The 25,192-nt window shown below is 67.9% G+C and carries 33 protein-coding genes and 1 tRNA gene; 17 read left to right on the top strand and 17 right to left on the bottom strand.

The window, feature by feature from the left end:
- Positions 1-11: 11 nt before the first annotated feature.
- From BLV49_RS03320 to BLV49_RS03310, 3 genes are read right to left on the bottom strand one after another with little or no spacing between them, the layout of a single operon-like run.
- Positions 12-1,133, bottom strand: coding sequence for a baeRF2 domain-containing protein (locus tag BLV49_RS03320; protein WP_091179785.1), 1,122 nt, complete (start codon positions 1,131-1,133; stop codon positions 12-14).
- The gene (locus BLV49_RS03315) at positions 1,123-1,353 is read right to left on the bottom strand and encodes a hypothetical protein (protein WP_091179783.1); all 231 of its coding nucleotides are present in this window, start codon (positions 1,351-1,353) and stop codon (positions 1,123-1,125) included. The genes BLV49_RS03320 and BLV49_RS03315 overlap by 11 nt, the downstream gene beginning before the upstream one ends.
- Before the next feature lie 32 nt (positions 1,354-1,385).
- Positions 1,386-1,775: an SdpI family protein gene (locus tag BLV49_RS03310; protein WP_091179781.1), complete on the bottom strand. Its 390-nt coding sequence runs from the start codon at positions 1,773-1,775 to the stop codon at positions 1,386-1,388.
- 215 nt (positions 1,776-1,990) lie between these two features.
- Between BLV49_RS03310 and BLV49_RS03305 the strand changes: the two genes are divergently transcribed.
- Complete coding sequence (locus BLV49_RS03305) at positions 1,991-2,197, top strand: CsbD family protein (RefSeq protein ID WP_091179779.1); 207 nt, start codon at positions 1,991-1,993, stop codon at positions 2,195-2,197.
- Between the two features lie 99 nt (positions 2,198-2,296).
- On the opposite strand, the gene BLV49_RS03300 is transcribed toward BLV49_RS03305, so the two are convergent.
- The 3 genes from BLV49_RS03300 to BLV49_RS03290 form a co-directional block, all read right to left on the bottom strand.
- On the bottom strand, positions 2,297-2,917 hold the full coding sequence (locus BLV49_RS03300) for a flavodoxin family protein (protein ID WP_091179777.1): 621 nt from the start codon (positions 2,915-2,917) through the stop codon (positions 2,297-2,299).
- 62 nt (positions 2,918-2,979) lie between these two features.
- Complete coding sequence (locus tag BLV49_RS03295) at positions 2,980-3,453, bottom strand: CinA family protein (RefSeq protein WP_218132587.1); 474 nt, start codon at positions 3,451-3,453, stop codon at positions 2,980-2,982.
- Positions 3,446-4,438: a DNA topoisomerase IB gene (locus BLV49_RS03290; RefSeq protein ID WP_091186700.1), complete on the bottom strand. Its 993-nt coding sequence runs from the start codon at positions 4,436-4,438 to the stop codon at positions 3,446-3,448. Before BLV49_RS03290 ends, BLV49_RS03295 begins: the two co-directional genes overlap by 8 nt.
- 164 nt (positions 4,439-4,602) lie before the next feature.
- Between BLV49_RS03290 and BLV49_RS03285 the strand changes: the two genes are divergently transcribed.
- The 6 genes from BLV49_RS03285 (at position 4,603) to BLV49_RS03260 (ending at position 7,989) form a co-directional block, all read left to right on the top strand.
- Entirely contained in the window at positions 4,603-5,055 is a 453-nt protein-coding gene (locus tag BLV49_RS03285) for a hypothetical protein (RefSeq protein ID WP_143033938.1), read from the top strand.
- On the top strand, positions 5,052-6,281 hold the full coding sequence (locus BLV49_RS03280; protein WP_091179771.1) for an NRAMP family divalent metal transporter: 1,230 nt from the start codon (positions 5,052-5,054) through the stop codon (positions 6,279-6,281). The genes BLV49_RS03285 and BLV49_RS03280 overlap by 4 nt, the downstream gene beginning before the upstream one ends.
- A complete protein-coding gene (locus BLV49_RS03275) occupies positions 6,281-6,685 on the top strand; it encodes a hypothetical protein (RefSeq protein WP_091179769.1) in 405 nt (134 codons plus the stop codon). Before BLV49_RS03280 ends, BLV49_RS03275 begins: the two co-directional genes overlap by 1 nt.
- Complete coding sequence (locus BLV49_RS03270) at positions 6,672-7,010, top strand: PRC-barrel domain-containing protein (protein ID WP_091179767.1); 339 nt, start codon at positions 6,672-6,674, stop codon at positions 7,008-7,010. The genes BLV49_RS03275 and BLV49_RS03270 overlap by 14 nt, the downstream gene beginning before the upstream one ends.
- Positions 7,011-7,144: 134 nt before the next feature.
- Positions 7,145-7,504: a DUF7882 family protein gene (locus BLV49_RS03265; protein WP_091179764.1), complete on the top strand. Its 360-nt coding sequence runs from the start codon at positions 7,145-7,147 to the stop codon at positions 7,502-7,504.
- A gap of 131 nt (positions 7,505-7,635) precedes the next feature.
- A complete protein-coding gene (locus BLV49_RS03260; protein ID WP_091179762.1) occupies positions 7,636-7,989 on the top strand; it encodes a DUF7882 family protein in 354 nt (117 codons plus the stop codon).
- Positions 7,990-7,995: 6 nt separating this feature from the next.
- Here BLV49_RS03260 and BLV49_RS03255 read toward each other — a convergent pair whose 3' ends face one another.
- Together BLV49_RS03255 and BLV49_RS03250 are read right to left on the bottom strand one after the other, a co-directional pair.
- On the bottom strand, positions 7,996-9,243 hold the full coding sequence (locus BLV49_RS03255) for a cytochrome P450 (protein ID WP_091179761.1): 1,248 nt from the start codon (positions 9,241-9,243) through the stop codon (positions 7,996-7,998).
- Positions 9,244-9,339: 96 nt separating this feature from the next.
- A complete protein-coding gene (locus BLV49_RS03250; protein ID WP_091179760.1) occupies positions 9,340-10,098 on the bottom strand; it encodes a GntR family transcriptional regulator in 759 nt (252 codons plus the stop codon).
- Between the two features lie 288 nt (positions 10,099-10,386).
- Between BLV49_RS03250 and ehuB the strand changes: the two genes are divergently transcribed.
- Genes ehuB through ehuA form a run of 4 tightly spaced genes read left to right on the top strand, consistent with a single transcriptional unit; the run spans position 10,387 to position 13,439 of the window.
- On the top strand, positions 10,387-11,289 hold the full coding sequence (gene ehuB / locus BLV49_RS03245; protein ID WP_091179759.1) for an ectoine/hydroxyectoine ABC transporter substrate-binding protein EhuB: 903 nt from the start codon (positions 10,387-10,389) through the stop codon (positions 11,287-11,289).
- A gap of 44 nt (positions 11,290-11,333) precedes the next feature.
- Positions 11,334-12,017, top strand: coding sequence for an ectoine/hydroxyectoine ABC transporter permease subunit EhuC (ehuC, locus tag BLV49_RS03240; RefSeq protein WP_342706610.1), 684 nt, complete (start codon positions 11,334-11,336; stop codon positions 12,015-12,017).
- Positions 12,017-12,670 (top strand): ectoine/hydroxyectoine ABC transporter permease subunit EhuD, encoded by a 654-nt coding sequence (gene ehuD, locus BLV49_RS03235; RefSeq protein ID WP_091179757.1) that lies wholly within the window; start codon positions 12,017-12,019, stop codon positions 12,668-12,670. Before ehuC ends, ehuD begins: the two co-directional genes overlap by 1 nt.
- Positions 12,654-13,439 carry an ectoine/hydroxyectoine ABC transporter ATP-binding protein EhuA gene (gene ehuA / locus BLV49_RS03230; RefSeq protein WP_091179755.1) on the top strand — a complete coding sequence of 262 codons (786 nt, stop codon included), beginning with the start codon at positions 12,654-12,656 and terminating at the stop codon, positions 13,437-13,439. The genes ehuD and ehuA overlap by 17 nt, the downstream gene beginning before the upstream one ends.
- 18 nt (positions 13,440-13,457) lie before the next feature.
- Here the strand turns inward: ehuA and BLV49_RS03225 are convergent, their stop codons facing one another.
- The gene (locus BLV49_RS03225) at positions 13,458-13,856 is read right to left on the bottom strand and encodes a DUF5997 family protein (RefSeq protein ID WP_091179753.1); all 399 of its coding nucleotides are present in this window, start codon (positions 13,854-13,856) and stop codon (positions 13,458-13,460) included.
- A gap of 63 nt (positions 13,857-13,919) precedes the next feature.
- Between BLV49_RS03225 and BLV49_RS03220 the strand changes: the two genes are divergently transcribed.
- Positions 13,920-14,720, top strand: a complete 801-nt coding sequence (locus BLV49_RS03220; protein WP_091179751.1) for a LysR family transcriptional regulator substrate-binding protein — start codon at positions 13,920-13,922, stop codon at positions 14,718-14,720.
- Between the two features lie 9 nt (positions 14,721-14,729).
- Here the strand turns inward: BLV49_RS03220 and BLV49_RS03215 are convergent, their stop codons facing one another.
- A complete protein-coding gene (locus BLV49_RS03215) occupies positions 14,730-15,842 on the bottom strand; it encodes a VIT1/CCC1 transporter family protein (protein ID WP_091179749.1) in 1,113 nt (370 codons plus the stop codon).
- Between the two features lie 264 nt (positions 15,843-16,106).
- On the opposite strand from BLV49_RS03215, the gene BLV49_RS03210 reads away from it, so the two are divergent.
- Positions 16,107-16,553, top strand: a complete 447-nt coding sequence (locus BLV49_RS03210; RefSeq protein ID WP_091179747.1) for a hypothetical protein — start codon at positions 16,107-16,109, stop codon at positions 16,551-16,553.
- 66 nt (positions 16,554-16,619) lie between these two features.
- Here BLV49_RS03210 and BLV49_RS03205 read toward each other — a convergent pair whose 3' ends face one another.
- Positions 16,620-18,104 carry an HNH endonuclease signature motif containing protein gene (locus BLV49_RS03205; RefSeq protein WP_091179745.1) on the bottom strand — a complete coding sequence of 495 codons (1,485 nt, stop codon included), beginning with the start codon at positions 18,102-18,104 and terminating at the stop codon, positions 16,620-16,622.
- 108 nt (positions 18,105-18,212) lie between these two features.
- Entirely contained in the window at positions 18,213-19,271 is a 1,059-nt protein-coding gene (mgrA, locus tag BLV49_RS03200) for an L-glyceraldehyde 3-phosphate reductase (protein ID WP_091179743.1), read from the bottom strand.
- Between the two features lie 167 nt (positions 19,272-19,438).
- Between mgrA and BLV49_RS03195 the strand changes: the two genes are divergently transcribed.
- Positions 19,439-19,511: transfer RNA gene (locus tag BLV49_RS03195), tRNA-Arg, on the top strand.
- An 87-nt stretch (positions 19,512-19,598) separates the two neighbouring features.
- Here the strand turns inward: BLV49_RS03195 and BLV49_RS16655 are convergent.
- Positions 19,599-19,805: a hypothetical protein gene (locus BLV49_RS16655; protein WP_143033937.1), complete on the bottom strand. Its 207-nt coding sequence runs from the start codon at positions 19,803-19,805 to the stop codon at positions 19,599-19,601.
- Between BLV49_RS16655 and BLV49_RS03190 the strand changes: the two genes are divergently transcribed.
- Positions 19,798-20,139, top strand: coding sequence for a hypothetical protein (locus BLV49_RS03190; protein WP_091179741.1), 342 nt, complete (start codon positions 19,798-19,800; stop codon positions 20,137-20,139). The genes BLV49_RS16655 and BLV49_RS03190 overlap by 8 nt on opposite strands.
- A gap of 48 nt (positions 20,140-20,187) precedes the next feature.
- Positions 20,188-20,865, top strand: a complete 678-nt coding sequence (locus tag BLV49_RS03185) for an HAD family hydrolase (RefSeq protein ID WP_091179739.1) — start codon at positions 20,188-20,190, stop codon at positions 20,863-20,865.
- Between the two features lie 49 nt (positions 20,866-20,914).
- Here BLV49_RS03185 and BLV49_RS03180 read toward each other — a convergent pair whose 3' ends face one another.
- The 4 genes from BLV49_RS03180 to BLV49_RS03165 form a co-directional block, all read right to left on the bottom strand.
- The gene (locus BLV49_RS03180) at positions 20,915-21,508 is read right to left on the bottom strand and encodes a DUF3618 domain-containing protein (RefSeq protein WP_091179736.1); all 594 of its coding nucleotides are present in this window, start codon (positions 21,506-21,508) and stop codon (positions 20,915-20,917) included.
- A complete protein-coding gene (locus BLV49_RS03175; RefSeq protein WP_091179734.1) occupies positions 21,505-21,936 on the bottom strand; it encodes a phage holin family protein in 432 nt (143 codons plus the stop codon). Before BLV49_RS03175 ends, BLV49_RS03180 begins: the two co-directional genes overlap by 4 nt.
- Positions 21,933-22,724: a hypothetical protein gene (locus BLV49_RS03170; RefSeq protein ID WP_091179732.1), complete on the bottom strand. Its 792-nt coding sequence runs from the start codon at positions 22,722-22,724 to the stop codon at positions 21,933-21,935. The genes BLV49_RS03175 and BLV49_RS03170 overlap by 4 nt, the downstream gene beginning before the upstream one ends.
- Positions 22,725-22,914: 190 nt before the next feature.
- Complete coding sequence (locus BLV49_RS03165; protein WP_091179730.1) at positions 22,915-23,898, bottom strand: SDR family oxidoreductase; 984 nt, start codon at positions 23,896-23,898, stop codon at positions 22,915-22,917.
- A gap of 247 nt (positions 23,899-24,145) precedes the next feature.
- Here BLV49_RS03165 and BLV49_RS03160 point away from each other — a divergent pair, with 247 nt between their 5' ends.
- The gene (locus BLV49_RS03160) at positions 24,146-25,138 is read left to right on the top strand and encodes a LacI family DNA-binding transcriptional regulator (RefSeq protein ID WP_342706638.1); all 993 of its coding nucleotides are present in this window, start codon (positions 24,146-24,148) and stop codon (positions 25,136-25,138) included.
- The last annotated feature ends 54 nt before the right edge of the window (positions 25,139-25,192 follow it).

The following is a 25,192-nucleotide window of genomic DNA, read 5'->3' as shown; positions in this document are numbered from 1 at the left end:
TGAATGTACGGCTAGGGTGTCGGCGGCCCGACCGGCCAGCGCAGGGCTGCCACGACGCCGACTCCGACCCCGATCTCGTCGGGGTCGACGAAGCGAACCCGTGCGTTCGTGAGCACGGCGGCCCGAACGATCGCTGCGGTGGCGACGATGTCCTCGAGCACGTTCGCGTCGAGTTTGTCCTCGGGCGCTGTCGCGACCCACGGCTCGGCGTCCAGCGCGAGCAGGTCATGCTCGAGCAGCACCGTGGGATCGATGAGCACGACCTCGGCTTGGCCCTGTGCGAGCGCATGCACCACGGCTCCGATTCCGCGGGCCTGCTCCTGACCGCTTGAGGCGGCGGAGCGATCAAGGATCTCTTTGTTCGTGCGCCGGCGCGCGGCATCGAGGTGAATGTCGATGGCGTGCCGAATGCCCTCCTCAGAGGCGCCCTCGGCGTTTCCCTCTCCGGGGATGACGTGCAGCAGATGCCGAGCCTGATCGCTGAGCTGCTCGGTGAGGAGCTGCACGGCGCGCACATCACCGGAGAGGAAGATCACTCGCGGGTGGTGCGAGGCGATCAGCTCCGTGATGTGGCCGGCGATCTCGTCTTGATTGTGTTTCCACACCTCCTCGACATGTCGCTGGTGCCCGGCTTCGGACATGCGGCCGACGCTCACCTTGTTGATGTCGCTCGTGTCCCCCTCGATTCTGCGCGAGAACATCGGCTCACGATCGCCTTCGACGACCACGCTGATGTCTCCGCCGCCGCGGCTGACGCGCACGACGAGGAAGCAGTCGTCATCGGGCACTTGCATCAGAAGGGGCGTCACGTCGACGACGGGCCCGTGGTGGATGCACTCCTTGCTCGTCATGGGTCCGCCCATGACGGAGTGATAGAGCAGTCGGCCGTTGCGGGCGACGACGAATCGTGCCGATGGATCGGCGACGCCCGTCACTTGCGACATCTCGGCGATGATCGTCTCGACGTCGGAGAGGGGCGCGCCGGCATGTGTCAGCCCTTCGCGAACTCGCTTGCGTCGGTTCTCGCGCGTGCCCTCGGGATTCTCGTTGCCGACCGTCGAGTTCATGTACACCATCGACTTCGGCTGCGTGTCGCGCAGGATGTCGATCAGGAGTTCTCGCTCAACGGCCATCGTCATCCTCCTTCTCCCATGGGAGGTCGGCATCGACTTCGTTTCCCCTCATGTGGGCGGCGTCGTCGACCTCTTGGCTGTCGGTGTCGTCGGGCATGCCCTCGGTCTGACGGAATTCCTCGACGTGATCGGGCTGGGTGCCGTTCACCATGCCGCTCGTCTCGTGTTTGAGCTCGTCGTCAAGATTCGGACCGTGCTTCGAGCTTCCGCGTTCGGCCATCGTGGTCTCCTTCTCTGGTTGTGTTTCGGATGTCAGAGGGGTGAGTGTTCTGCGAACGCCGGGATGATCACGGCGATGAGGCCGACGACGGCGATAAGACAGAAGAGCACCGCGAGCCAGAACAGTCGCTTCCGTCTGTCGTCGACGACGAAGCGCACGACGAACATGCCCGCGTACAGCAGCACGATGATGATCGAGGCGATGACCGGCACAGGGGTGCCGAGCGCGATCATCGGCAGCAGCGTGACGAGACAGGCGATGACGAGCAGAGCGCCGACGATCAGCCAGATGCGCCCGCTGGAGGTGCGCAGCGCCTTCTGGTTGCGCATTTTCGTGGGATCGCCGTCCCGGCTGGCCTGCGACGACGGGAGATCGGAGTTCTTCTTCGGATCGAGCGGATCCACGGGATCCAGTTGAGCCATTGCGTCCTCCCTGCGTTGTCCCGGAAGCTTCCCGGGTGCCCAACCAGGCTCGGTCGGACCGAGAGTGCGGGCAAGGGGGTGGCACCCTTGGAAAGCGCGTGGTAACGCCGGGCTTCCGGCTTCACGCGAGCGTCTTTCTCGCCGGCACTGTCAACCCCTTGTCGGTGATTCCGCGCCCTCGTAGCGTGAAGGCTCATCCACGAAAGGAGCTCACCATGGGTCTCGGAGACAAGATCAGTAACGCTGCGGAAGACGCGAAGGGCAAGGCCAAGGAAGGCATCGGCGAGGCGACCGACAACGAGAGCATGGCGAACGAAGGACGCGTCGACCAGACCAAGGCCACGGCCAAGAAGGTCGGGGAAGACGTCAAGGATGCCGGTCGCGATGTGAAGGACGGCGCCGACGACCTCTTCGACAAGTAGTCCGCATGGAAAAGTGGCCCTCGCATCTCTGCGAGGGCCACTTCGTGTGTTCGGTCGGAATGCCCCCAGAAACGCCGCGACCGCTCTCTCACACGCCCGTCACGACGAGGGCACCGGGTAGTTCTCCGCGCGCAGCGCAGCGGCGAGGTGCGCGGCATTTGCGGCTGCCGTGCTCGTCGCGGACGCCGTCGCACTCGGTGTCGTCGTGAGGTCTTTGTAATCCGTCTTGTGCATCGCCTCGCCGTTCCAGTACGTGCAGCCTTGAGCGGGAAGCGTGTAACCGAAGTCGTTGAGCGCCTGGAAGAGATCGGCGACGATCGCATGTGCGCCGTCCTCGTTGCCGACGACGCCCACGAGAGCCACCTTCCCGAAGAGGATCGGCCGCCCGTCGGCATCCGTCTCGCTCAATTCGGCGTCGAGGCGCTCGATCACCCGCTGGGACAGACTCGAGGGATGGCCCGCCCAGGTCGGCGTGCACAGCACGAGGATGTCGGCGGCGAGGATCTTCTCGCGGATGCCCGGCCACTCGTCGCCGTCTCCCATATCGGTCTCGACACCCGGCTTCACATCGTGGTCTGCGATGCGGATCGTCTCGCCGACCACACCATGACCCGACAGCGCCTGCATGATCTGATCGGCCATGAGGTCGCTGCTCGATTGAGCCGGCGAGGGCTTGAGCGTCGTGACAAGGGCAACGGCGGAGAGAGAAGGGGAAGTCATATCCTCATGCTCCGCTTCTGCGGGCAAACGCGAAAGGGCTTGACCTCTGCGTCGCGCGTGGGTTAGGCGGGGCCGCGCATGCGCTTGAGCAGCAGAGTGAGCGCCTCGGCCACTGTCGCGTGCACGACTTCGCTCGGGGAGCCGTCGAAGCTGCGCTTCTCGACATGCACCCCGTCGGCCGAAGCGACGGCGAGGAACACCGTGCCGCCCGGCTGGCCGTCCTGCGGCTCGGGGCCACCGGCGCCCGTGACGGCGACAGCGATGTCGGAATGCAGGAGATCCCGCACGCCGGCCGCCATCTGCTCCGCCGCGCTCGCCGTCACGACGGGGCCCTTCTCGACCGAGAGCAGCTCGAACTTCACGGCGCTCGCGTAGGCGACGACTCCGCCGGTGAACCACGTCGACGCGTCTGAGGCGGCTCCCAGCACCGACGCGATGGCGCCGCTCGTGAGGGACTCGGCCACGGCGATCGTGAGCCCTCCGCGACCGGCGACCTCTGCGATTCGCTCCGCGATGTCTGCCGACTTATCACTCATCGTCGTCTCCCTCGTCATGCTGCAGGATGAGCTCGCGAAGCGCGCGCTCGGGCGCGATGTGCCCGGTCTCGATCACGAGGCCGTCCCTGTAGCGGTCGATCACCCGGGGGTCGATATAGCTCGCGCGCGCGACGGCCGGCGTGTTCCCGAGGATATCCGCCGTGCGCTGCACTGCCTCCGTGACCATCCGCTTGCGCTCGGCCGCCGACTCCTGGGGCCCGAGCGACGCGAGTTCGGCCGCTGCCGTGATGGTGCCGTGCAGCGTGCGGAAGTCCTTGGCGGTGAAGTCACCGTTCGTGCGCTCGCGCACGTACGCGTTGACATCCGAGGCGCTGAGAGCATGCCAAGCCGTGCCGTCGCGCCACGAGAGCAGGCGCTCGTCTCGCCCGCGCCGTTTGAGCGAGCGCACGGCCGACGCGAGCTCGGCGTCTGTCGTCTGTGAACCCCACTCCATGCCGCTCTTCCCCGCGAAGTCGAGGATCACCGTGTCGCCCGACACTGTCGCGTGCTGGTTCAACAGGGTCGTGAGGCCGCGGCTGCCGTGGCGGGCGGCATACCGCTCGCTGCCCACGCGCAGGAACGCGCTGTCGAGCAGCCGGAACGCGACGGCGAGGGCGCGTTCCCGGGTGCCGTAGCCCGTGCGCAAGTCGCGTGTCACGAGGCCGCGGGCGCGGGGGAGGGATGCCGCGAGCTCGAGCGCCCGCTCATACTTGAGCCGCAGCCGACGCTGCTGCCACCGCTCGTGGTAGATGTACTGACGCCGGCCGGCGGCATCCGTCCCCACCGCCTGGATGTGGGCGTTCGCCTGCGGTGCGATCCACAGATTCGTCCAGGCGGGCGGAATCACGAGCGCCTCCACCCGTGCGATCGCCTCGGCACCGGTGACGGGCTTGCCGCGCGCGTCGACGATGCGGCGCTCGGAATCGACGATCTCCAACGTCCACCCGGGCGCCGAGGTGTCGGCGGTGCGCAGGCGAACGCTCATGTCGGTGCCCTTCCTGCTCGTCGAGTCGTGCCGGGCGCTGGCGAGCGGTCGCACCGGACAACTGACGCTAAGAGCGCCGTGAGAGGCCGCTCAAGGGGTTGACACAACTTCACCCTCGCCGCAAGGGGTGACCGCGCGCGGCGCCGCGTCGCTACGTTCGAATCATGAACGGTGGAGCGCGAGTGACGGCGCGACGCGGAGTCGCCGCGCTTGTCATGGCCGCTGTTCTCGTCGTGCTCACCGCGTGCGCAGGCGGCACGGCGCAACTGCGGTCCCCGCTCGAGTCGGCGCGCTCGTCGGTGAACTCGAGCACTCTCGGACTCGACCTCTACGCCGACGGCAAGCTCACCTGGCCGGCGCTCACGGGGCTGCTCGGTGACATGACGCGAGACCTGCGCGACGCCGAGACCTCGATCGCGGCCTCCGGGAAGGGCGCCGACCACGCCGTGTACCGGGAGGCGGTCGAAGCGGTGAGGGATGCCGCCGACGCCGTGGCCTCCGCGCACGCGACTCTGTCGCAGCATCCGGACGCCTCGATCGGCGCGCAGAAGCGAGCTCTCTCGAGTGCCTCGACGTCCATCGACGCCGCCCTGCACCGGGTGGGGGAGTCGCCGTGAAGAAGCTCCTCTCGATCGCCCTCGGCATTCTCACCGCCATCGGCGGGTTCGTCGACATCGGCGACCTCGTCACGAACGCTGTCGTCGGCGCGCGCTTCGGCACCTCGCTCGTGTGGGTCGTCATCGTCGGCATCGTGGGCATCTGCGTCTTCGCGAACATGTCGGGCAAGGTCGCGGCCGTGAGCGGGCGGGCGACGTTCGAGATCATCCGCGAACGCCTGGGACCGCGCCCCGCCCTCGCGAACCTCGCCGCCTCGTTCATGATCAACCTCATGACCCTGACGGCCGAAGTCGGCGGCGTCGCCCTCGCGCTGTACCTCGCGAGCTCGGTGTCGCCCACGCTGTGGTTCCCCGTCGCGGCGTTCGCGGTCTGGCTCGTCATCTGGCGCGTCAAGTTCACCGTCATGGAGAACGTCGCCGGCTTCGTCGGACTGTGCCTCATCGTCTTCGCCGTCGCCGTGTTCCTGCTCGGCCCGGACTGGAAGGAGCTCGCGACGATGGCCGTCCCGGCCGTTCCGGCCGGCGAGAACCCCTTCTCGTACTGGTACTTCGCCGTCGCCCTGTTCGGGGCCGCGATGACGCCGTACGAAGTGTTCTTCTTCTCATCGGGCGCCGTCGAGGAGAAGTGGACCGTCAAGGACCTCTCGACGTCGAAGATGAACGTCTTCGTCGGCTTCCCGCTCGGCGGCCTGCTCTCGATCGCCATCGCGATCTGCGCGACGATCGTGCTGCTGCCGAAGCACGTCGAGGTCACGTCGCTCTCGCAAATGGTGCTGCCGGTCGTGCAGGCGGGCGGCACTCTCGCTCTCGCGATCGTCCTCGTCGGAATCGTCGCCGCGACGTTCGGCGCGGCGCTCGAGACGACGCTCTCGAGCGGCTACACCATCGCCCAGTTCTTCGGCTGGACGTGGGGCAAGTCCCAGCGCCCGGCCAAGGCGGCGCGCTTCCACATGGTCATGATCGTGTGCCTCATCGTCGGCCTCGGCGTGCTCTTCACGGGAGTCGACCCGATCACCGTCACCGAGTTCTCCGTCGTCTTCTCGGCGATCGCGCTTCCGCTCACGTACATCCCGATCCTGATCGTCTCGAACGACCCCCAGTACATGGGCGAGCATGTGAACGGGCGCGTGACGAACGTGCTCGGCACGATCTTCCTTGTGATCATCCTCGTCGCGGCGATCGCGGCGATCCCGCTCATGATCGTCTCCGGAATGGGGGAAGCCTGATGGCCGACGACAACCTGCCCACACTGCCCGCGCTCGGCGGGCGCGTCTTCGACGCGATCGTGGAGATCAGCGATCACCAGGTGGCGGATGCCGACGGGCGATCCGTCTGCACGGTGGCCGACATCCAGCTCGAAGGCGTCGAATTCGACGCGGACGTCGATGCGAGCGCCCCGCCTCCGCGAATCGTGGCTCTGCTCGACGGCCCGGTGCTCGCGACGCGCATGTTCGGCGGTCGCCCGCCGGAGTCTCGCTTTCACCGCATTCCGTGGGAGAGCGTCACCGAGATCGGAACGGTCATCCACATCGACACGTACGGCGACGACATGGACATCACCTGGACGGAGCGCTGGATGCGCGACCACGTGATCGGCCACATACCGGGAGGCCGCCATGATCCTGAGTGACCTCGAGAGGCTTGAGGTGGTGGATGCCGCCGGCGAGAGGCTCGGCCGCGTGGTCGACGCTCGCTTCGCCCTGACGGGGCCGCCCGGCCGGCACATCGCGGGAGCCGAGCTCGTCGGACTCGTCGTGGGGCCGCGTTCCGGGGCGTCGTATCGCGGCTACGAGCGCCTGAATATGAACGGTCCGCGCGCGATCGCCGCCTACATCACCTGGCGGCACCGCGGAACGTTCGTCGTCCTCTGGAAGGACGTGAAGCGCATCACGCCGCACCGCGTCGAACTGCGGGACGGCTTCACGCGGTACTCCTCCGACCTGCCGCCGGCATAGCTTTCGCGAGGTGTGCTCAGTTCTGTCACCCGAACGGGATATCGAAACCATCTATCTTATGCGGTACCTGCGCGGTTGGACTAGGGGGTGGACACAGTTACATTCAAAGGCGTATCTCGGGGCATGATTGCTCCATGGGATATCTGATCTACGGCAACGCGAGCGAGTACGAGATTGATGATCGTGCGCTCGCGCATCTCAAGGTCGTCATCGGGTCGAAGCTCCGTCGACAGGAGAGCTTCTTTCTCAATTGGGTGAACGAGCCAGAAGCGGGCTCGGGTCGAGTGTCCCTCTGGGTCTCCCCGAGCATCCCGCTGCAGTTCCGATTCTTCGGCAGCCGCCCGGCCACTCTCAATCGCATCTGGCTCGAGGTCATGGCGGATCTCTCGCACACGGTGCGCGGTCTCGTGCTCATCCCGGAGGCCGAAGCAGAAGCGATAAAGCGCGGAGAGAAGTCCGACGCCGATGAAGAAGGCGTCGGCGCCGGCGTCTAGGCGATCGGATCGTGGCGGCATCCGTATCTGCGGGTGCCGTACGGGCGCGGCTAATTGTGAAATCGCGTTCAATATGGGACAACAGGAATTATCAGCCACAAGGCTGATCGGGCACCTCGAAGGGGGCAAGCGTGGCCAAGCTTTTCTATGGCGCGAATGGAATTGAGATCGAGTTCGAGGAGCGCGTCCTCGCTCACCTGAAGATCGTCATCACGACGAAGCTCCGGCAGGGGGAGAGCTTCCTCTTCAACTGGCAGGACGACCCTGAGGTGGGGGATGGCCGGAGCAGCGTGTGGCTGCATCCCTCGATTCCGCTGTACTTCAAGTTCGACGAGCCCGTGGCGCCCGAGCTGAACCGTCGCTGGATCGACGAGATGTTCATGACGGCGAACAGCGGCCCCGGACTTCGCCTCATCCCCGAGACGAAGGACGCTCCCGCCCCGACCGGCAGGCCGTCACCCGGAGTGCGCAACGGAGAGGTCTGAGACCGGTCAGGCTGAGCGCACGCCCGTCATGATGAACCCGCTGTAGGGCGCGGCGGGGAACGTGCGCAGGCTGATCTCGAGACGCTGACTCGGCACGACGTACCGCGTCCGCGTCGTGAGCAGGCGAACGGCCTCGCACATGATCCGGATCGTCGCGCGCTCGCCGGGACACCGGTGCCCCGTGGCGACTTCTCCCGCACCCTGCGGGATGAGCGTGTACGGGTCACCCTCCCAGTCGATGAAGCGCTCGGGTGAGAATTGCTCCGGATGCCGCCAGATCTGCGCGTCGTGATTTGTCGCGTAGAGGTCGAGCACCACCCAGTCGTCGGCCGCGAACGGAGTGTCCCGCCAGGTGAACGGCTTGAGCGCGCGCCCGCCGATGACGGGGAAGAACGGGAAGAACCGTCGCACCTCCTGCACGAACGGCAGGATCAGCTCCGGCTGGTCGCGCACCTTCTCGGCCCACTCGCGTGAACGGTGCAGCGCGAGCGCGGCGAAGACGATGAAGCGCCCGATCGCGACCGTCGGCCGCAGCACGTTGATGAGCTCGATCCCGGCGACCTCGGCGGGCAGCAGAGCTCCGGAGAGGTCTCGCGCCAGGGCGAACTCGGCAGCCGGGGTGGCCTGGTCCGAGTGCTCCCGTCGGAGCGACTCGATGTAGGCGGTCGCCCACTCCTCGACCCGGCGGCGGCGAAGGCGCGTGGCCCAGTTCGCCGGTCCGAAGCGGCCGGCGTCGACGATCATGGCGGAGAGCGAGTCGCCGAGCGCCGCGACATCGACGCTCGCCGGATCGATCCCCACCCAGCGGAGCGCTGTCCGCGTCAGCAGGGGCACGAGCGCCGCCTGCAGCTCGATGCGATTGACGTTGCGGAAGCTCGCGAGCCATTCCTCCGTGAAGATCTCCGCAACGGCATCGAGCTCCGCCTCGTCCGACAGCAGGCGCACGAACAGCGACTTCCGGTGATGGTGCTCGGCGCCGGTGAGCGACTGCACGCTGCCTTCGTCCTGCAGGAGAGCGACGACGGACGCGGGCATCGACCGTTCACGGCCGAAGCGGTCGTCGCCGTAGAACATCTCGGCGGCGTCCGCGCCGCGCACGACTGTGGCACTGCGACCGAGGAGCCGGGTGGTGAAGACGTCGGTGCGCAGCCGGTCGAAGCGGCGCGTGCCGAACGCGTACCCGTCACGAAGCAGCGCGGCTGTGGCATCCAGCTCGGCGCGCGGAAAGGCTGTGGCGGTCCCCTTGGGCGACATGAGTCCTCCTCGTGTCCCTCCACGGTATGCGTGAGCGCGCCGCGAGCGAATCGGTTGACAAACCGGCCGGCCGGCCGCTAGGCAGCGGGGGAGGGGCTACGGCTCGGGCGTCTCGATCGGCTCGAACGTCGCCGGAACGTCGTCGGATCCCGGCTCGAGCGTCTCGACGTCGTGCGCCGCGCCCGTGAGTCGGGCGACGGCGTCGTCGAACTGCGACTCGAGGGCAGCGACGGCGGACGTGGCATCCCTGGCGCGCAAGGCGTCGAGGAGGAGTCGATACGTGGGGGAGACGCTGCGGCGAACGGCGTAGCCGTCGGGGACGCTGAAGCTTGCGATGCGCGTCTCGATCGCGAGCGTGCGCATGTAGTGCGAGAGCCGCGTGCTGCCGGCGGCGTCGACGAGAGCCTGATGGAACGCGATGTCGGCGTCGCCGATCGCGCGCGCGTCGGTCCCCTCGCTCAAGGCGACGAGCGTCGCGTACGGGCCCTCGAGCGCAGCGATCGCGGCCGCGTCGTCGCGACGCACGATCAGTCGGATCGCCTGCTCCTCGACGGCGGCCCGCGCGTTGTACACATCGGGAACGTGCTCGGCGGCGATGATGCTGACGCGCAGCCCGCGGCCGGGCGTCGCCGTGAGCAGCCCCTCCTGGACCAGTCGCTGGGTCGCTTCGCGCAGAGGGCTTCGGCTGACGCCGAGCTGCGAGGAGATCTCGACTTCGCCGATGGCGCTGCCGACCGGAAGAGCCCCTGAGAATATCGCGTTTCGCAGCTCGATAGCGATGAGGTCGACGGTCGATGTGCGCGGCACGCGGAAGACCGACGCCGGCACCCCGCTGTGGTGCGTGCTGCGAGCCATAGTGATCCTTCTCTTCTCGTCGACGATCGCGACAGGATGCTGCGCGATGTGACTCTCACCACTTTTACACCATCCGCGGGCAGGACTCGTGCGGGAAGGCAGCCCGCGTCGAGGCGGGCGAGCCAACGATAACAACTCTGTATACAAATAGACAATACGACCGTCTGAATGTGCGCGTGTCTGCGAATAGGCATAGGGTAAACCACGCCCATCCCCCAATTTCGGGCCGGATCTCGCGCTGCGCCTGCGCAGGGAGGTCCGCTCCGTCAGAACCGAAAGAGGAACACGATGACACAGCGACGCAGTCTTGCCCGTGTGGGCATCGCCGCCGCGGGAATCCTGACGCTCGGTCTCCTGGCCGGCTGCAGCGCGGACTCCGGCGACAAGGCCGAAGCGGGAAGCACGCTCGAGAAGGCCAAGGATTCCGGCACCATCACGATCGCGGTCGCGAACGAGCGCCCGTACTCGTGGGTCGACGGAAACGGCGACCCGCAGGGCGCAACCTACGCCATGCACAAGGAGATCTTCGAGAACCTCGGCATCGACAACATCAAGGTCGTCGAGTCCGACTGGAACTCCCTCATCCCCGGACTGAACGCGGGACGCTTCGACGTCGTGAGCGCGGGAATGTCAATTCTTCCCGACCGTTGCGCGAAGGCCGCCTTCAGCGACCCCGAGATCATGTACACGACGGCTCTCATGGTGCCGGAGGGCAACCCGAAGGGCCTCACCGACCTCGACTCCGTCAAGGCGACAGACGGTGACGTCAAGCTCGCCGTCCTCGCGGGCGGCATCGAGTCGGGTTACGCGAAGGACCTCGGTATCTCGAACACCGTCGAAGTCGACAACGCTCAGGACGGCATGGACATCGTCTCCAACGGCCGTGCCGACGCGTTCGCGATGACGGCGATATCGCTCAACTGGATGGCGGACAAGAACCCCGACGCCGGCGTCGAGACGACGGACGCCTTCGTGCAGGTCATCGACGGCGTCGAGCAGATCGGCGCGGGATCGACGGTGTTCCGCAAGGGAGACACGAAGCTCCTCGACGCGTACAACGAGGAGCTCGCGAAGATCACGGGCGACCCCGACACGTACATGGCGCTCGTCGGTGACTACGGCTTCACCGAGGAGAACCTGCCGCCGGAGGACCTCACGACCGAGCAGCTCTGCAAGGGCGACCTGGGCTGATCTTGGGCGACAATTTCGCCGCGCTGACCAGGGCGCTGCCGCTGGTGTTCGAAGGATTGTGGGTAACGATCCAGCTGACCATCGGCGGCGCCCTGCTCGCGCTCGTCTTGGCAATCGGGCTCGGGCTGCTCGCTCGAGCGCAGAACGTCGTCTTGCGCGGGATCGCGCGAGTGATCATCGAGTTCTTCCGCGGAACCTCGCTCGTCGTACAGCTGTTCTGGTTCTTCTTCGTCCTGCCGCAGCTGGGCGTCGAGCTCCCGGCGATGACCGCCGGCATCCTTGCGCTCGGCCTTAACTACGGCGCCTACAGCGCCGAGGTGGTGCGCGGGTCGATAAACGCGGTGCCGCCGGGCCAGTGGGAGGCGACGACGGCGCTCAGCATGGGGCGTGTCCACCGCATGGTGCGCGTGATCTTCCCCCAGGCGTGGGCGCTCATGATCCCGTCGCTCAACAACCTGCTCATTCAGCTGCTGAAGGGAACCGCGATCGTGAGCTTCATCACGCTCGGCGACCTCACCTTCGCGACGGACAAGCTGAGGAACACGACGGACACGTTCTTCGCCTATTCGGTGGGGCTCGTGCTGTACTTCCTCGTCGCGTACGCCCTCACGCTCATCATGAACGCCCTCGAGGTGCGCGCGAAGCACAAGCTGGGCCGCGGTGAGTCGCTGCGGGAGGCGCTCAGCTTCCGCACGCCGCGCAGCCTCAGCGGAAAGGCCGGTGCCTGATGGGACTCCAATGGGACTGGTCTCTCGTCTGGGAGGCTCTGCCCGCGCTGCTCGAAGGGTTCGTGCGGGTGACCCTGCTCGTGACGATCGTCGGCAGCGCGATCGCGGCCGTGCTCGGACTCGTCATCGCCATCGCACGGCGGTCCGCGCCGAGGCCCGTCTCCGGCGTGCTGACCTTCGTCGTGAACTTCATTCGGATGACGCCCATCGTCGTCCAGCTGCTGTTCGCCTACTACCTCTTTCTCGACATCGAGCCGCTGACGATCGGCGTCATCATCTTCGGCATCCACTACTCGACATACATGGCCGAGGTGTACCGGGCCGGAATCGACGCCGTGCCGGCCGGTCAGTGGGAGGCGACGACGGCCCTGTCGATGTCGCGCACGCGCACGTGGGTCGCCGTCGTGATCCCGCAGGCCCTGCGATCCACCATTCCCGCGCTCGGGAACTACGTCATCTCGATGTTCAAGGACACGCCGTTCCTCATCGCCATCACGGTCACCGACCTCGTGCGTGCGGGCCTCGTGTTCGGCGGCGACCACTTCACCTACATCGAATCCATCACGACGGTTGGCGTCATCTTCCTCATCGCCAGCTACCCGACCTCCCTCCTCATCGGCCGATTGGAAAAGCGACTTGCCTACTCAAGCTGAGACTCCCGCGATACGGTTCGACAACGTCGAGAAGCGCTTCGGCGACAACGTGGTCCTGCAGGACCTGAACTTCAGCGTCGCCAAGGGCGACCGGGTGACGCTCATCGGCCCGAGCGGATCGGGAAAGACGACGATCCTCCGCCTCGTGATGACGCTCGAGGAGGCGAATGGCGGATACATCTACATCGATGGCGAACCGCTCACGCACGCCGAGCGCGACGGCAAGCGCGTCGAGCTCAAGGAGAAGCACAAGAACGAGGTGCGCAAGCGCATCGGCATGGTGTTCCAGCAGTTCAATCTGTTCCCGAACATGACAGTGCTCGAGAACCTCATCGAGGCGCCCGTGCACGTGCTCAAGATGCCGAAGCGCGACGCGATCGAGAAGGCGAAGGAGCTGCTTGAGAAGGTGGGCCTCGCGGACAAGGCCGACGCTCACCCGCTCGAGCTCTCCGGCGGTCAGCAGCAGCGGGTCGCCGTCGCGCGCGCCCTTGCGATGGATCCGGAGATCCTCCTCCTCGACGAGGTGACGTCGGCGCTCGACCCGGAGATCGTGGGCGAAGTGCTGAACATCCTGCGGGACGTGGCGCGCACGACCGACATCACGATGCTCATCGTGACGCACGAAATGCAGTTCGCGCGCGACGTCTCGAACCGCGTGCTCATGTTCGACGGCGGTCGCATCGTCGAGGAGGCCGACCCGGAGACGATGTTCACGCAGCCGACGGAGCAGCGCACGCGCGATTTCCTCTCCGCCGTGCTCGGCGACTAGCCGGACCCGGTGGCGCTTCTACGCGTCGCCCTCCGCGTCGGCCCGTCTGGCGGCATCCCGAGCCTTGACTCTCGCGTTCTCCTCGCGAACCTTCGCCAGCGTCGCCCGCTCGTGCACGAGCCACTCGGGCATCTGCTGCAGAAGATCGCGGATCTGCGCGGTCGTCAGCGGGTCCGTGATGCCGCCGCGGGCGAGTCCCGAGGTCGAGACGCCGAGCTTGCGCGCGACCTCCTGCCGCGGGTGCGGCCCGTTGCGGCGCAGTTCGTCGAGCCACTCCGGCGGGTTCTGCGCAAGCGCGTTCAGCTCGTCGCGCGTGACAGGACCGGTCTGGAAGTCCTCGGGAGCGGCTGACAGCAGGATGCCGAGCTTCTTCGCCGCTGTCGCCGCCTTCATCGACTGGCTCTGGGGTGCGTTCATAGCTCTCAAGCGTACGTGACGGGCGGCCGGCGTATTACTCTGGCACGAGCGCGAGGGAGGACCATGGTCGAGAATACGGCGGATGCCGCTGACGGGCGCGTGCTGCGGGTGGCGTTCGTTCCGGGCGTCACTCCCGACAAGTGGTTCGGCGTCTGGGCGGAGCGCCGCCCCGATGTGCCGATCGTCGCCGTGCCGCTCGAGGACGAGTCCGAGCAGACGGCGGTGCTGCGCGACGGAAGAGCTGACATGGCGCTCGTGCGGCTGCCGATTCCGCGGGAGGCCCTGCACGTGATCCCGCTCTACACCGAGCAGCAGGTGGTGGTCGCGCCCAAGGGACACGTCGTGACGGCGGCGGACGAAGTGGTCGTCGCCGATCTCGCCGACGAGCATCTGCTGCAGGACCCCGATGCCGTGCCGGAATGGCGAGCGATCGCACGCGAGATCGCGGAGGGAACGCGCATCGCCGTTCCGCCGATGACGCCGAGGGGCGCGATCGAACTCGTGTCGACGGGCGCGGGAATCGTCATCGTCCCGCTCTCGGTCGCCCGGCAGTTCGAACGCAAGGACGTGATCCGCCGGCCCGTCGTCGATGTGCCGGAAACGCAGATCGGACTCGCCTGGCTCGTCGAGCGCGAGGACGACCCGCTGATCGAGCAGTTCATCGGCGTCGTCCGCGGTCGATCGGCGCGCAGCACGAGAACGAGCGAAGCCGCGACGGCGCAGAAGGAGGCGGCGGCGCGGCGCGGGGCCGAGAAGAAGGCTGAAGCGCGCAAGGCCGCCGAAGACGCGCGGGAGCGCAAGCACGCGCGTCGCACGGCGGCGCGGCGCGGCGGGAGCCGCAAGCATCCGCGCGGTCGGCGCTGATCGGGCGCGTCAGCCCACCTGCGTGCCGAACAGCAGCCCGAGAACGTAGGTGACGGCGGCCGCGCCGAAGCCGATCGCGAGCTGACGCACCGCGCGCTTGAGCGGCGGAGCTCCCGAGAGGACGCCGACCACCGCGCCGGTCAGCATGAGGGCGACGCCGACGAGAATCGCCGCGACGAGAATCGCCGCGAGTCCCGTGAGCCCGAAGAACAGCGGAATGACGGGAATGATGGCACCCGACGAGAAGAAGCAGAAGCTCGAGAACGCGGCGTACCACGCGGAGCCGACGGCCGCGTGAGCGTCTGCGTCGTCGTGCGAGGCGGCGCGCGTCACGGCCGGATCGTCACCGTGCACGCACTCGAGACCGTAGAGCCGCTCACGCGCGTGGGCTTCGGCGTCGGCCGGAGCCATGCCGCGGGCGCGGTAGACGAGCGCGAGCTCGTTCGCCTCGGCGTCGAGGTTCGGCAGGATCGCGTGAGTGCCGGGATTGGGCAGCGTCGCGCTCAGCAGTTCGCGCTGAGACCGCACGGAGACGTACTCGCCGGCGCCCATCGAGAGCGCTCCCGCGAGCAGACCCGCGATTCCGGCGGCGAGCACGATGCTGTTCGACACTCCGGTCGCCGCCATGCCGATCACGAGGGCGAGGTTCGAGACGAGTCCGTCGTTCGCGCCGAACACGGCGGCGCGGAAAGTTCCCGACAGGCTCGTCCGGCCGCGGGCGGCGAGACCCCGCACCACTTCCTCGTGGATCTGCTCATCGGCGGCCATCGCGACTGTGGCATCCGCATCGTCGCCGTACGGCGAGCGCGACTCCGCCTGCTGCATGAGCGCGAGAACGAAGATGGAGCCGAACCGGCGGGCGAAGAAGCCGAGGAGCCGGGTGCGCAGCTTCGTGCGAAGGGGAAGCCCCACGTGCGGACCGAGCAGCCGCAGCCAGTGCGCCTCGTGTCGGCGCTCGGCGTCGACGAGTCCGAGCAGGATGGCGCGCTCCTCGCCGTGCCGTCTGCTCGCGAGCTCGGCGTACACGGCGGCCTCGGCTCGCTCGTCGGCGAGGTACTGGCGCCAGCGACGAATGTCGGATGCCGAGGGCTCCGGCTCAGCCGGCAGATGAGTGTCGGTCACGGTGTTCTCCCTGGTCGTATGGCCGGAAGAATGTGGAGGGTCCGGCCATTATCGGCCGAAGGTCTCGCTCGCCCGCTTCCGCGGGTGGCCTGCCGGGCGCCCGCCAACGGGCACCAGTATGTCGACAGTCCGCTTCACCCGGTGAGCCGGGCAGTGGGAACTACTCCCCTTCAGGCTGACAAGTGTAGCCGACGGCAGAAAACTCCCCGGCGTGTCGCCCGAAGACGGGATACCGTGCGACAGCGTCGTGCGTACGCTTAAGTCATGGTGCGGTACGGCAGAGTCGCCTTTCTCGGGGTCATCCTCGGGGCCGTGCTCGGCGCCCTCGTCGGCGCGGTGGGCATCCTGCCCTCCGTGCTCGCGGGCGACAACGTCGCCGCCGATCTGCTGCCGGTCGGCATCGCGGCTGTCGCGACGGCCGGAGCGATCGTCGCTCTCGCTTCCGAGTTCACGGGAGTCGTCGCCATCATCGTGAACAACCGCTATGGCTGGAGTCCGCACCGCGATCGCGCTGCCGCTCTCGGTGCCGCGACCGGCATCGTGGCACTCGCCTTCGGCGTGTGGCTCGTGCAGGGAGCCGCCATGCTCGTCCCCGTGCCGATGCTCGTGCTCGTGCTCATCGCCGCGGTTCTGGCCGCTGCCGGCGCGTGGGCCGGTGTGCGCCACGTCGACCGTCGAGTCGCTCTCGAGGCGCAGCGCGCGGCCGCGTAGCGTTCCTCGATTGATGTGATGAGATTCACGCTCTCCGTCTCGCGCAGCCGGTGCTGCACCGCACGCTCATCCCGTGTCGGGCGGGTCGGCGCCCTTCGCCGAGCCGGAGTTGGCGCGGCGGCGCTGGCGCCGTAGTCGCCGAACCTCGCGGACGCGGTTCTGGCCGAGCCTGATCTGGCCATCTCCTCGGTGCAGATACGCGGGAGGTCGCAGATACGGCACGCCCTCGCTCATGCGGATGTCCCAGTCCTGAGCGTGCAGCACGTGGTGGTGCGGGCCGCAGAGGAGGATGCCGTTGTCGATGTCCGTCGTGCCGCCGTTGCGGCGGTAGGTGACGTGGTGCACTTCGCACCATTCCGCTGGAGCATCGCAGCCCGGCCAGGCACAGCCGCCGTCGCGAGCGGCGATTGCGAGCTTCTGCTTGCGCGTGAACATCTCGCGCTTCTTGCCCAGCCACAGCGCTTCCCCTTCGTCGCCGAGAAGCAGAGTGCGAAACCCCTGGTCGCAGCGAATGCGTTCGGTCGTGGCCGGGCCGAGAGGCTCCGACATTCCGTCTACCCACGCGACTCCGTCGCCGCAGCGCAGCTCGTCGAGACCGATCGTCGCGATCAGCTGCGTCATCGTGCGCCGGTTGTCGCCACCGCTCGCCGCCGCGCGGTGTCCGCTCGTGATGAGGCCGTCGAGAATGTCGTGGAGCTTCTGGTCGCGCGTGCGGGGATCGAGATCGTACGTGCCGACCCCATCGGGCAGCGCCGCCTCCAACTCATCGATCTTCTGCTGCTCCGCTTCGGTCGGGAACGCGACCCGCGAGACGCGCGGATTTGTGAACGTCGAGAGAGCGGTTCGCAAGTGCGCCCCGGCTTCCGGAGTAAGAAGTCCCCTCACCGGCGTCATGCCCTCCGAGTTCTCCCGGCCGATGCGGAAGAACCGAGAGCGGCGCTGCTTCTCTTCGCGCGGGCGTGCGCCGTCGGGATCGAGGGCTTCCTTCCACACGCGCATCTGCTGCCCCGTGTACTCGGGCGTGCCCTGGGAGGCGATGCGCATCATGCCGGATTCCGCGGCGTCCAGCAGATCGGAATCGGCGGAGAGCCGAACCTCTTCGAGGTGCCGGAGCACCGGAACCACGGCCTCGGCGTCCACCTCGCCGGCGAATGCCGCCTCGGACACCCGTTCCCATCGCGGCGGCAGAGGCGCTCCGGTGAGCGCATCGCGGTCGACGATGGCCTCGCCGTACGCGAGGTAGCGGCGGGCAGCGTCGCGGGAGACGCGGCCGGCGAGCTGCAGCAGGCCGGCCGCGTCCTTCTGCCCGTTCCGCGTCGCGAGCGTGTCGATGCCGTCAACCCGCGCGGAGCGCGTCGCCACCTCCGCGGCGAGCACCCCCATCGCGAGCTGGCAGGCCCTGCCGAGTTCGGCGACGCGCGCGACGGCGTCGAGAAGTCGGTGATCGGATGCCGCTGCCGCGGTATGCGGGACGGCTTCGCGCAAGCGTGCCGCCGAGTCCGCGGCGACCGCCGCGACCTCGACGACGCCGCCATGCGCTGGTGTTTCCATGCCCACATTCTGCCGTGGGCCACCGACATTCCAAGCTCACCGGAGCGCGACGAAATCCCCGGTTGTGGATAACTTCTGCGCGGCCCGGCTGTGGACGGAGAGTGCCCCCTACAGGTCGCTTGAGGTCGCCCAGATGTTGACGCCCGCGTCCCCTGCGAACTCGTCGATGCGTCGCAGCTCCTCGTCGCTGAACTCGAGGTTGTCGAGAGCGGCGAGGTTCTCGTCGATCTGCTCCGTGCGCGAAGCGCCGATGAGCGCCGACGTGACGGTGCGCAGCGCCCACGCGATGGCCATCTGCGCAAGCGACTGGCCTCGGTCAGCGGCTATCGCGTTGAGACCCTCCAGCCGACGCAGGTTGTCCTCCGACAGCATCCTCTCGTTGAACGACCGTCGCTTGGTCGCGTGCTCCTCGTGCCGGCCGCCGAGGAACTTGTCGGTGAGCAGGCCCTGGGCGAGCGGCGTGAAGCCGATCGATCCCATGCCCGACTCGGCGAGCGTCTGCGTGAGTCCGTCCTCGATCCAGCGGTTCAGCAGCGAATACGAGGGCTGATGGATGACGAGCGGCGTGCCGAGTGAACGCGCGACCTCGACCGCTTCGCGCGTGCGCTCGGGGGAGTAGGACGAGATTCCGGCGTACAGCGCCTTGCCCTGGCGGATGGCCGTGTCGAGCGCGCCGATCGTCTCGGCGACCGGCGTGCTGGGGTCGGCGCGGTGCGAATAGAAGATGTCGACGTAGTCGACGGACATGCGCTGCAACGACTCATCGAGGCTCGCGAGCATGTACTTGCGTGTGCCCAAGACGCCGTACGGTCCTGGCCACATGTCCCAGCCGGCCTTCGTCGACAGGATGAGCTCGTTCCGGTACGGCTTGAAGTCGCCTCGCATCATGCGCCCGAAGTTCTCTTCCGCACTGCCGTAGGGCGGGCCGTAGTTGTTCGCCAGATCGAAGTGCGTGATTCCGCGGTCGAAGGCATGGCGCAGCAGCTCCCGCTGTCCGTCGAACGGCTTGTTGTCCCCGAAGTTGTACCAGAGGCCGAGCGAGATCGGCGGAAGCAAGAGCCCGCTCTCGCCCACACGGCGGTAGCCGTGGTGCGTGTAACGGTCGGCTGCCGCGACGTACGGCTGGTGGGTTTCGGGTACGGGGGCGTCGAATCGCTCGTCGATCACCGGGTCTCCTTCGGCTCGGGGGTGCTGCGAGGGCAGCGCTTCTTCGAGCGTACCGAGTCGCGCTCTTCCTTGTGCGCCCGCTGTGCGCGGCGTGCGTTCGATTGGCGCGGACGGGTGCCGGTGATGTATTCTCGACTACGGCCAGCAAGCAGAGGCTCGCCGGTCATGCGCCACTAGCTCAACGGATAGAGCATCTGACTACGGATCAGAAGGTTGGGGGTTCGAATCCCTCGTGGCGCACTCTGTGTTGAGACAGTTGAGAGCGGTCCACTCCGGTGGGCCGCTTTCGTTTTGCCTGCTTCGATGAGGGAGGACACTCATTCGCCGTCACGCAATCGCCATCGCGCTCTCCGCTCTCGGCGCCATCGCGCTCGCCGGCTGCGCACCCGCCGCGACGCATCCGGGGCCGACCCGGACACCCTCCGTCCCGCACAGCCTGCCGCCCGCGGCGACCGATGTCGCCGTCGGCGAGGAAAGCGCGAACGAGCTGTGCGCCGCGGCGAAGCGATCAGCTGACGATGAGTGCGTGCTCACGGGCGCCGACATCCACGGCGACGTCATGTTCACCGGCATCCGACAGCTCACCCTCGACGAGGTCACGGTGACGGGGAGCGTGAACGTCACGGGCGCGGACAACGTCGTCGTCACCGGCAGCACCGTCTCGGGCGACCTGCAGATGACGGGCAACAGCGACGTCGTCGTCTCCGGGAGCACGGTCGGCGCGACCCTCACCGTCGACGGCGGCAAGCGCGGCACGGTGGAGAAGAACACGATCGACGGCGACCTCAACTGCACCGGCAACGCTGACGTCGCGGGAGGCGGCAACCGCGTGGGCGGCACGGCGTTCGGCCAGTGCGGCCGGCTGTAGCGAGCACAACCCCTTGCCCCGGCCTCCCGAGCGGGATTCACTGGGCACATGGTGAACGAATCCGCGCACGGAGCGGCGCTCTTCGATATCGACGGAACTCTCGTCGACTCCAACTACCTGCACGTGGAGGCGTGGTCGCACGCCTTCGCCGAGGTCGGCGTCGAGATCGACGAGTGGCGCATCCACCGGTCGATCGGCATGGACGGTGACACGCTGCTCGAGACACTGCTCGGCGACGCGGTCGACGAGCATGCGGACACCGTCAAGGAACTCCACTCGAAGTACTACCGCGACATGAGGCCCCGCTTGCGCGCGTTCGACGGCGCACGAGACCTGCTGCGCGACTTGTCGGAGCGCGACGTCGACGTCGTGCTCGCGACGTCCGCCCAGCCCGAAGAACTCGGGATGCTGCGCGAGGTGCTCGACGCCGAGAAGTTCATCGCGCAGTTCACGGCGAGCTCCGACGTGAAGGAAGCGAAGCCGCGGCCCGACATCTTCGAGGTCGCCCTGCAGAAAGTCGGTGCGGCGGCATCCGCGAGCGTCGTCGTGGGCGACACGGTATGGGATGTCGAAGCCGCTTCGCGCGCCGGACTGCCGTGCATCGGGGTTCTCAGCGGCGGCGTCTCGCGTGCGGAGCTCGACGACGCGGGCGCCGTCGCGGTGTACGCCGACGTCGCCGAGCTGCACGAACAGCTCGAGGCCAGCCCGCTCGCCCGGCTGCTCTGAGTCGAGAACGAGGACCGCGGATCATCCGCGGTCCTCGTGCCTCATGCGCCTACTGCTGGTTCTGCGACGCGTCCTGAACGCTGTGCTTCGCGTCGTTCGCCTCAGCCTTCATGTCGGATGCTGCCGACGAGGCCTCCGACTTCACCTCCTCAGCCGCATCCTGCGCCGACTGCTTGACGTTCTCCACGGCGTCCTGAGCAGGCTCCTTGAGGTTCTGCGCCATATCCTTCGCCGCGTCGGTGACCTCGTGAACAAGCGGCTGCGCGGTTTCCTTGATGGCGGCGCCCGCCTCCTTCTCCGCCGAGCTCGCGGGAATCAGCGAGGCTGCGAGCCAGCCCACGCCGAAGGCGATGAGTCCGACGGCGAGGGGGTTTCCCTCCGCCTTGTGCACAGCGCGGTGCGACAGGTCCGAAATGCTCTCCCCGGTCTCGGACGCCGTGTCCGAAACCGAGTCAGAGACATCGGATGCCGCGCCCATGACCTTGTCGCTCACGCGCCGCATCGCGCCCTTCACCTTGTCCGTCTGCCGGTGCATCGCCTTCGACGGCGACACCTTGTCGGCGAGCGCGTCGACATCGCGGCTCAGCTCGCCACGAGTCGCCTCAATATTCGACCGAATCACGTTCGGATCTTCGGCAGTCATCGGTTCTCCTCATTTCGCTTCAATGCGTCGGGTATTTCCTTGACGGTGTCGACGGTCTGGGGAGCGCCCTTCACCGATTCGAACTTCTTCTTCCCCATGAGGAAGAGCACGAGCGCGATGATGCCCCAGATCACCGCGATCACGACTCCGGACCAGCCGTTGTCGATGAGGTGGCCGAGACCCCACCAGGCTGCGATGGAGAGGAACAGCACAGCCATCATCGCGGCGTAGCCGGCGCCGCCGTAGAGTCCGGCGCCCTTTCCCGCTCGCGTCGCGGACTGCTTGATCTCGGCCTTTGCCAGCTCGACTTCCTGGCGCATGAGCTCGGAGACGTCGCGGCTCACTTCACCGAGCAGGTCGCCGAGCGATGTGTGCGCCGCCTTCTCCTCCGACGGCGTTGCGCCGGGGTCGAGGTTCGGATCTGTCATGGCTGCTCTCCGTCCCGCGATTCGCGCGGCGGAAGGAAACCGGAATCCGGCGCCGTGTACGCCTCTTCGGCCCGGCTCGGCGGGGGAGCAGGGGGCGCTGGCGGCGTCGGCGGCGTGGGCGCCTCGTGAGCCGGATTCGTCGCCTCGCCGACGGGAGCGGGCGGGACCGCACGCTCCGCCTCGCTCGGGATGGCGGGTTCGGCCGGCGTGCCGATGTTCGGAGTCCTCGCCGCGTGGGCCGGGGAACTCCCGGACACCCCCGCTGCGGAACCGCTCGTAGAGCCGCTCGAACCACCGCTGGCGATCGAGCGAGTGAGGCGGCCGGCGACGACGCCCGCGACGGCTGCGACGCCGATGAAGACCCCGGGCCGGCGTCGGGCGAAGCTCTTGACCTCCTCGAGGAGGGAGCCGGGATCGCGTTCGTCGAGCCACGACGCGAGGTCCTTCGTCTTCGACGCGGCCTGCCTGACCAGGTCGGTCGCGACTCCGCCGTTCTCCGAGCTGCTGGCCATGCTGTGCAGTTCGTCGCCGACGGAGCGGAGCCCGCCCGCGACTCGCTGCTGCTGCTGCGCGGCTTGGTCACGCAGCTCGCCGCGCGCCTCGTGCAGCAGGTCCTTGGCCTCCGACTTCGCCTCCTGGGCGACGCCGCCGGCCTCGTCTTTCGCGACGGCGCCGACGTCCTTGCCCGCGTCGACGGCGTCGCTGCCGAGTTGCGACGCCTGCTGCTTGGCCGTGTCGGCCGTGCTCTCGCCTCCCGCGCCCGGCGTTGATGAATGGGTGTTCGACATGGTGGTCCTTCCCCTGAAGCAGCCCGGCCTCCGGGCTTATGTCGCACTCTGATCCCCCGTGACGAGAACACTTCGCCAATCTCGCCTGGGATCGTGGTTGGACACGCTACGCGCGCCGATTGGCGGCAACTAGGGGCTGGAATTCGGCCGATCGGGGGTTATGATGCCGCGCTTCTCGCACGGCGTCCGATCACGCGCGGGCGGACGCGACGAGGCGGTCGAAGGCGGCGTCGAGCGCGGCATCCGTCGCTTGCCTGTCGGGGTGCGCGTCAAACCACGCGATCTGCTCGCGGGCGCCCTGCCAGTAGGGAATGCTCGTGCGGAACTCCGGTACGAGGGAGCGCAGCTTGCTCGTGTCGAAGACCATCGAGTGCGCCTTGTCGCCGAGCAGTCCGGGCCCGAGGTCGGGCAGCTCGGCGGTGATGCGGTCGGAGGCCACGTGCACGATGTCGCACGTCGCGCCGGCGGCATCCGCAAGCCACTCGTAGATCTGGTTCCACGTCGGCGCATGGTCGGACGTGATCGTGAACGCCTCGCCGAGCGCGAAGGGGTTGCCGAGCAGCCCCGCGAAGCCGACGGCGAAGTCGGTGTTGTGGGTGACGGTCCACAGGCTCGTGCCGTCGCCGTGCACGATGACGGGCTGGCCGGCGCGCATGCGGGCGATGTCGGTCCAGCCGCCGAGGGTCGGCAGCCGCGTGCGGTCGTAGGTGTGCGAGGGACGGACAATCGTCATCGGGAAGCCGGACTCGCGATACGCGTGAACGAGAACGTCCTCGCCGGCGATCTTGTCGCGGGAATACTGCCAGAACGGGTTGCGCAGCGGCGTGGACTCGGTGACGGGCAGCCGCGACGGGGGCTTCTGGTACGCCGATGCCGTGCTGATGAACACGTACTGGCCCGTGCGGCCGGCGAAGAACTCGACGTCGGCAGCGACGTGCTCGGGACTGAACGCGACGAACTGGGCGACGGCGTCGAACTCACGGTCGCCGAGGGCCTCGGTGAGGGATGCCGCCGAGCCGGCGTCTCCCGTGAGCTGCTCGACCCCGCCGGGAACGGGTCGTGGGCTCGCGTGCCCGCGGTTCAGCACGGTCACCTCGTGGCCGAGCTCGAGGGAGCGCGCGACGCACGCCGAGCTGATGGTTCCGGTTCCGCCGATGTAGAGCACGCGAGTCATGCGTTGATTCTCGCGGCTTTGGCCACGTCGCGCGAGCCCTGCGGGCCCGACAGCGGACGCGGTCGGGCTGCTTCGTTCTGCAATTTCGGGCGACACGCCGGCGGCGAGGCCCGACACGCCGGCGCGCGCGGGGGAATTGCAGAACGAAGAGCCGGTGCCCCGCGATCCGGCAGGGGAGGTGCGCTGCGCCGCGCTCTCCGCCGGTGGCGGGCGCCCGCACGGTTAGGCTGAAACGGTGCGAGCGACAATGCGTGACGTGGCCGAGCGGGCCGGTGTGTCGCCGAAGACGGTGTCGAACGTCATCAACGGCGTCGTGTTCGTGCGGCCCGAGACGCGTGAGCGCGTCGAGGCGGCGATGGCGGAGCTCGACTACGTTCCGAACCTCAGCGCTCGCGGCCTGCGCAACGGCCGCTCGGGAGTGCTCGCGCTCGCGCTGCCGCACCTCGCGACGCAGTATTCGGCGGAGACGATGGGCGCGTTCGTCGAGGTCGCGCACGAGCGCGGCTGGGCGATCCAGATCGAGCAGACCGGCGCCGAGCCCGAGCGGGAGCTCGAGCTGCTCTCGAGGGCGCGCGCACACCTCGTCGACGGACTGATTCTCAACCCGGTCACGCTCGAAGACAGCGTCATCGCGAAGGTCGACGCGCTTCCGCCGCTCGTGCTCATCGGCGAAGTGGAGCAGAGCCTCGTCGACCAGGTCGGCGTCGACAGCGTCGCCTCGGCGCACGAGATGACGCAGCACCTGATCGAACGGGGCTGCCGCCGCATCGCCGTCGTCGGCTCCCCGGTCGGCGGGTTCCAGACGGCGACGGCGCGCTCGCGCGTGACGGGCTATCGACAGGCGCTTCGGGAGGCCGGCATTCCGCTCGACGAGTCGCTCGAGATCGGCTGTGCCGAGTGGACGTCCGCGGGAGCGGCATCCGCCATGGCCGCGTATCTCGATGCGGAGAATCGGGCGCCGGATGCCGTGTTCTGCTTCACCGACACGATGGCGTTCGGCGTGCTCGGCGTGCTGTGGGAGCGCGGATATCGCGTGCCCGACGATGTGCGGGTCGCAGGATTCGATGACACGACCGACAGCCCGCACGCCGTGCCGGCGCTCACGACGGTGGGCTTCGACAGGCACGAGCTCGCGCGGCTCGCGATCGAGCGGCTGGAGCGGCGCATCGCCGATCAGCGGCTCGCGCCCGAGCGGGTCGGCCTGCCGTATCGCATCATCGAACGGGCGAGCACCCGCTGAACCGCGCGCCGGGCTATTCGGGAATCACTCTTGCGCGCTTGATTACATCGATGT

The organism is Paramicrobacterium humi, from assembly GCF_900105715.1.
GTDB lineage: Bacteria > Actinomycetota > Actinomycetes > Actinomycetales > Microbacteriaceae > Paramicrobacterium > Paramicrobacterium humi.
This window is presented reverse-complemented; position numbering and strand designations above follow the sequence as displayed.